3 protein-coding genes and 1 pseudogene are annotated in these 6,630 nt (G+C 60.6%); 3 read left to right on the top strand and 1 reads right to left on the bottom strand.

Annotation, left to right across the window (positions count from 1 at the left end):
* The first annotated feature begins 508 nt into the window (after positions 1–508).
* From NKI32_RS30065 to NKI32_RS30055, 3 genes and pseudogenes are all read left to right on the top strand, one after another.
* Positions 509–4,252, top strand: coding sequence for an anti-phage protein Upx-like protein (locus NKI32_RS30065; protein WP_353004964.1), 3,744 nt, complete (start codon positions 509–511; stop codon positions 4,250–4,252).
* 293 nt (positions 4,253–4,545) lie between these two features.
* Positions 4,546–4,989: pseudogene (locus NKI32_RS30060) on the top strand (transposase); the annotation flags it as partial.
* Between the two features lie 70 nt (positions 4,990–5,059).
* Entirely contained in the window at positions 5,060–5,527 is a 468-nt protein-coding gene (locus NKI32_RS30055; protein WP_353004969.1) for a transposase, read from the top strand.
* Positions 5,528–5,838: 311 nt separating this feature from the next.
* On the opposite strand, the gene NKI32_RS30050 is transcribed toward NKI32_RS30055, so the two are convergent.
* On the bottom strand, positions 5,839–6,336 hold the full coding sequence (locus NKI32_RS30050; RefSeq protein WP_352797961.1) for a hypothetical protein: 498 nt from the start codon (positions 6,334–6,336) through the stop codon (positions 5,839–5,841).
* Positions 6,337–6,630: the final 294 nt, after the last annotated feature.

The following is a 6,630-nucleotide window of genomic DNA, read 5'->3' as shown; positions in this document are numbered from 1 at the left end:
ATCAGCGCCCCCGAAAAACCCTGGACTTCGAAACACCCGCCGATAGGCTACACAAGGTGTTGCAGTGACCGGTTGAACCCACCCGCCAAAAGCGGACGTTATAGAGGTCGAACTGCAATCAGTCGGTGTGAGGCGTAGCAGTTGGCCTGGCGAAGCGTCCTCCTGCAAATAGACCCGTCCGGTTGTAGAAGTCGGGCGATAGTTCACTCACCTTCGCTATCAAACCAAGATCGGGACCGTGCCGGGTCTGGATCGCAGAAGCGAGTTTTCGCCGGGCTTCGGCGGTAGTGTAGGCAAGATCCCTCGGAGTCTGGCCCGCACAAGTCACCCTTCCGATCTGGCACCAGAGGGGAGGCGAGACATCTTGATCGGATTCGTGAAAGCCCCCTTGGGATGCGAAGGAATTCAACGATCCTACCGCGGCGTCAAAGCACTGCCCGCAAGGTCTAAAAGGCCTCGTCCATCGCGCAGGGCGATTCAGCCGGCCGAGGTATTGAAGGATTAGAACATGGCCGCCAACGGTTCCACGATCGACGCACTGTCATCCCTGTTCGCCGCTGCGCGAGCGGGCGACATGTTTAGCTTGGACGCACTAGCGAAGCGTCAGGCGAAACTGTGCGCTCGGCTGGCAAAGTTCAGCCAGCGCCATGTCGTTGAAATCCTTGCCGGGCTTCTTACCCAGCCAGCAAACCATGCAGCCACTTTGCGCATCGAGGCGCTCATCCACCTCGCTGTCCTCAACTGCAAAGGCACTGTGAAGCCCACGCTCTTGCAGATTAGGGAATGGGTGAACGAGATTCTCCTTAAGGACGGCATAGGCGCAGGCGAAGACCCGGTCGAGGACGTGTTCAGTTCGGTAGTGCCGTCATCGTCCGGTAGCGCCACGATCCTCGAAGGAGCATGGCAAGATAACGGCTACCATCTGGCGCGGATCATGGGTGCGCTATTGCCATTACGCGAGGAGGCTTGGGCGAACGAGGCGATGCAGTCCGTGATGTCGTTGCTCTATCTGGGCGAGGCAATGGCGCAAAAGGCCGGAGTGACGCGATACACCCTAGCCGACTCCCAGCCAGTTTCGCGGGTTAGAGTTGCTCCGGGGAATGTCCAGGCCGGGGTGAAGGCCGTCAGCTTCAGCTTGCAAGAGATATTCGGGCTGGGTCTCGTCGCCCGCGACCTCGCGCCTTTCGTCGGCGATGCAAATGATTTGGCAAGTCTCGAAAGCGAGTCCCTGACAAACAGCTCGCTCGAACGGTTTCCCCTGCTGAGACATGAAGACGGCTGGTTGGTTATGCTTCCGACGGCGATCGGTGCGGCGGCGCGGCGGCTGATCCTCGACAAGGCAGCTGCCGCCGGCGCGCTTTCCAAACTCCAGGCCGAAATCGGCCGGGCCGAACTGCAGGACGTGCGGGAAATTTTGGCGGAAAACATGCAGTTGTCCAAGCAGGCTATTCTCCCTCTGCCGGCCGAACCGAAGCTGACAGTCGTCAAGGCGGAGTTCGATCTGGGCGGCTTTGCATTGATTGTGCTCGTTGCTGACGAGCTTTCGGAGGCGATGGGGACCGGCCTCCAGGGAATGAACGACAAGGACCTGGATCGCGGCGCCTCGGCCGTCTCGCAGCTCGAAAAGCAGCAGGCGGCCTCGTCCGATTATCGCCGGGGCTTGACGTTGATCGTCCATGGCGGTGTCGGGCGACGCGTCGCCATGGGTTTCGATGAAAGCCCTCCCGAGTGGCACCGTGTCAGTATCGGGCTCGGTGACGCGTTGCGGATGAGTTGGGACGCTGACTTCGACACCAACCGCGTGTGGAAGATAATCTCTCAGCAGGAACAGCTGCACGCACGGGGTTACGACATCCACAGCGTCGGCGACTTCATTAACCGCTACGGTTACCTAGAAGCGCAAGGATTCGATCCCGTGCGGCCGGAGATGTCGAAGGGCGCGTTTGCATTGGTGACGACACACTATGCGGCGGCGGTGCGCCACCGAGTCCGCAGTGCCCTTGACTATCATCTGGTTGTTGATCCGACCGTCAGTCGGTTCGTCGAGGTACAGCGGCGCTCCACGAGCTCGTATTTCAGGGAGATCAGCAACCTGCCGCTATACGTTGCGCCGTTTGACGCCCTCAACGGCGAGTTTCTTGCGGTAGTGGAAACCCCAAGCCGCGCTTGGTGGGTCGAGTTACCCATCGTCGATGGACCATATCGGGCGTTCTCAGCGAGAATCTGGGACGCGGCCCAGCGTTGGCTCGTATGGCTCGCTCTGAGGCTCGAGGAGTTCCTGCCCGGCCTGCCTGAACGGCCCATCCACTTCAAGCTGGAATTTCCCGATATCGATCGGCTGACCGATGCGGCGATGAGCGATGCAACTCCGCCAGAGCGTCCACAGTTCGAACTGGTTGACGGCGTCATTGCCATCCGATCTGGCGTCGCTTCACTGCGTGGCTACATGGACGCGACTAATATCGCAGAGAGGCAGTTGCTCGCCTCCATGGCCCTCGCGGCCTCGGAACTGGCGGGGACGCCTCAGGACGCGGAGTGGGGCGACCGCCTCGCCACGGAGGTGACCGGTTCGTCTCATGCCCGCTTCGCGCATGCAATTCCCGCTAACGACGCAACGGATATCGTCGGATCGTACCTGGACCTGCCGCCACCCCGCTTCGTGTTCGATGAGGACCGTAGCTGGGCTCATCTCGGACTGGCGTTTGACGCCGGAGCGAATGCGGCAGGGATGGTCCTTGCGGGCGATGTCGGATCACGGCTTCAGACAGCGGTGCTGAGAATCTGGGAGCGGATCAAGGACAAGCTTCAGAAACTGGACCGGCGCTCGATCGTCGTCAGGGCGCTGTTGAACCACGAGGCGATCGACAGGGATCGCCGGGAGTGGCAGCAGACCGCCGCCGCCTTACGGGCACTCCATGACGACCAAGCGGATGTACTGGCCGCGAACAACAAGGCCGAACTCAGAAGATCGGCTGCCGGCGTTGCGAGCCGTGCACTGGCCGAGATGGCGATCTGCACCTCACCGACGACGGGCGGCCGGCAGTGCACCGACATCGATCTCGATGACCTGATCGGCGAGGTCGCGGCGATGCTGGACTGTGCCGGGCAATGTGATGCCCATTTCTATGGGCTAGCCACAGGCCCACTCAGCGTTGCACCGAACGGCGACTTCCAGTTCGACAGGGGCTTTGGGGAAAACACCCACGTGCCCTATATGTTTGCCCAGGGCGACCGAGCCTTCCACGACGCCGCTGACTCGTACGCAACGTCGTTCGACGTCCCCGCCCCCGGTGCACCGCTGCCGTCGGCGCCGGTGATCGATCCGGGCCTTAAGATTGCGATGCGGGCCGAGTTCGGGATGGATTTGGAACATCTCGTTGCGACCTCACATGGCCTCGCCGAAATGGCGATCGAAGTAGGACAAGCCTGTTTCAGCATGCGCAAGAGCGAGTTGCTCGACTTCTTCCGCAAGATGGACGGCGCCGTTGATGCAGAGCGAGCATTTGCCGCTCTCACGCTGATACCGCGAGCAGAGTGGGGCGAGCGAAATCCGAAAGGCGCGTCGGCGCGAGACTGGCAGCCTTGGCGAATGAACCGAAAGCTGTCGCTGACGCGGCGTCCGCTCATCCAGATCGACGAGACCGATGACCCAGAAGTGATCGTAGCCTCTGCGCTCATTTCCAAGGTCGTCTTTCGCCTGTTCGGTCTTGTCGACGGTCGGCTGGGCGCCGAGATGTTCGACACCAAGGAGGTGAATCGCTGGCTCGGCAAGATCGTCAACGAGCTAGGCCATGCCTTCAACCATTCCGTCGCAGCGAAGCTGCAGGAAATTGGTCTTGATGCACAACCTGACCAACTGATGACGCTGTTCGGCGGCAAGAAGGAGCTGGGCGATGTGGACGTGCTGGCCTGGGACAAAAAGACCGGGACGGTCTGGGCCATCGAATGCAAAAGGCTGCTTCTCGATCGGACAATCGGTGAGATTGGCGAGCGCCTAGCCGATTACACCACCACGGGCACCCGTCACACGAAACGCACTCCGATCCAGAAGCACCTCGATCGTGTCGACTTCCTCAGAGCCAACCTTTCGGCCGTGGCGTCGATAACCAAAATCCCTGTCGAAGACATCAAGTTGAAAGCCGCGCTCGTGACCGACAAGATCGTACCCATGCAGTTCACCAAGATGATGTCGGCCCTGGTAGATCGAACCTGCACTTTCCGCGATCTCGCCAAGCAGTTCGGTTCGTCGTGAGGCGGCGGCAGCCGAGGCATGCCAACGTCGCTATGGATGGGAAGCGCCCCCTACGCCGCACCACGGGTGTGGGGTCCCTGACCGCTTCGGGCCAAAAGCGGCCTTTAGATTAGCAGACCGCAACGGCCGATGCAGGGGTCGTGTCCCATCAGGTGGTGTAGCTCGGCGGTAGCGAAGCCGCTCACGAGCGCGCCGTTAGTAGCGCTGTAGCGAGCGAGCGGCGTGTGGGTAGTCATCGGCGCTTTCCGGTAGGGTTTGGTTGTTGACGCCAACCCATTTCGGAAGGACCACCGATGACCGACGACATGATGAACCTGCGCACGCTTGTGGAGAAGACCCCGGATGCCGATCTGCTGCGGGAGATGATCGGCTTTGCCGCCGAGCGACTGATGGAAATGGAGGTGGGCGCGGCCACCGGCGCCAGCTATGGCGAGAAGAACCCGCTGCGGCTCGCCCTGCGCAATGGCTACCGCGACCGGGACTGGGAGACGCGGGCCGGCACGGTCGAGCTGCGCATCCCGAAGCTCAGGAAGGGAAGCTACTTCCCAGGTTTCCTCGAACCGCGCCGCATGGCCGAGAAGGCGCTAACGCCGTCATCCAGGAAGCTTATGTGCAAGGCATCTCGACCCGGTCGGTTGGCGACCTGGTCAAGGCCATGGGTATGAGCGGCATCCAAGAGCCAGGTCTCGCGGCTGTGCGAGGAGATTGACGGGAAGGTGAAGGCCTTCCCCGATCGGCCGATCGAGGGCGATTGGCCATACCTGTGGATCGACGCCACTTACCTGAAGGTCCGCCGCGGTTGGGCGGATCGTCTCGGTCGCCGTTATCATCGCCGTCGGCGTCAACGCGGACGGCCGGCGCGAGGTACTGGGCATGGAGATTGGCACCTCGGAGGCCGAGCCGATCTGGACAGAGTTCCTGCGCAAGCTGACACGTCGCGGCCTGCGCGGCGTTAAGCTCGTCGTCTGCGATGCTCACGAAGGCCTCAAGGCGGCCGTCACCAAGGTGCTGTGCGCCACATGGCAGAGGTGCCGCGTCCACTTCATAAGGAACGTGCTGGCCCATGCCGGCAAGAGCGGCCGCAGGGTCGTCTCAGCCTTCATCGCCACCGCTTTCGCCCAGGAAACGCCCGAGACCGCGTCCGTACAATGGCGCGCCGTCGCCGACCAGATCCGGCCGAAGGTGCCGAAGCTGGCGACAATCATGGACGACGCCGAGCCCGACGTGCTGGCCTACATGACCTTCCCCAAGGAACATCGCGCCAAGCTCCACTGAAGCGGCCTCGGGCGGTTGCAAGATCATTACAATGTTCTTTCTGATATCCGCCCGGTAAGGCGCTTTCGCCTAAGCACTAGGCGTTCTCACATTTTTTGTTCAAGAACAAGGCGTTTACACACTTGGCTACAAGCCGAAAGCGCCTTAACTGTGAACGTTTACATATGCGAAAGCGCCTAAACATCCTGCCTGCTGCGGATGGAAAAACGCTGACTGTAAAAGCCCGCCAACCTTTCGGCGGGCGGGCTTCCACTGCCGGAACTGGAGAGTGTCATGTCGACAGCCCCGACAGGTCGGAAAGGGGTCGCTGGTTAGCGGCGCGAGATCAGCAGGCAGAGCCGGCGCAGGTCACGATCATAGGTGTCTTCGTTGCTAAGCACTTCGACGCAGCGCTTCTTCATCCGAGTGACCTGGGCGTTCGACATATCGCCGACAACGCTAGCCAGATTCGGGTTGCTCGAAGCGGTCGGGTTGCTGGGGTTGGCGGCTGGATTGGTTCCAACGCCGACATTTACGTCGGTACCAACCCCGGTGACGACACCGACATTGGCGCTGCCGGTGCCGATGGAAGCAGTCGCTCCGCCAGTGTCGCCGACGGAGGCTGCGGCATTTGCCCCAGAACCGCCTAGGGATACGCTAGCCGTAGCGCCGCTGTTGCCGCCCACATTAGCGCTGGCGCCTCCGCTGTCGACGGATACCCCGCCGACGCCTCCGACATTAATTCCAGCTGCAGTCGCTGGCATGCAAAGAATTGCGAGAACAGATCCGGCAGTCAGACTGCCCATAAGAATTTCAAAAATTCTTGCCATAGTACGCCTCCTTGTTGCCCTGCAAAGGATGGGACATTTTTGGGATCTACGGACCCGATAGTGACGCACTAGAGTTTAAAAACAAGCTAACGGCCCGCGAAAGATTCGTTCTTGGATCATTACTTGGTAATTCTCAGGAGTCAGATATAATAAAATTTTACTTTGGCTCCTGCGTGATTTTTCCATTTGTCAGATAATATCATTCCCTAAGCACTCCAGGTGCGGTGCAACAAGGTTCAGGGATGACCGTCCGGCGATCAGTAAGCGGCTACTACCGCCGATCGGACATACAAC

It is taken from the genome of Mesorhizobium sp. M0761, from assembly GCF_040320205.1.
GTDB lineage: Bacteria > Pseudomonadota > Alphaproteobacteria > Rhizobiales > Rhizobiaceae > Mesorhizobium.
Note: the sequence above shows the minus strand (reverse complement) of the source record. Positions and strands in the feature narration are given on the sequence as shown.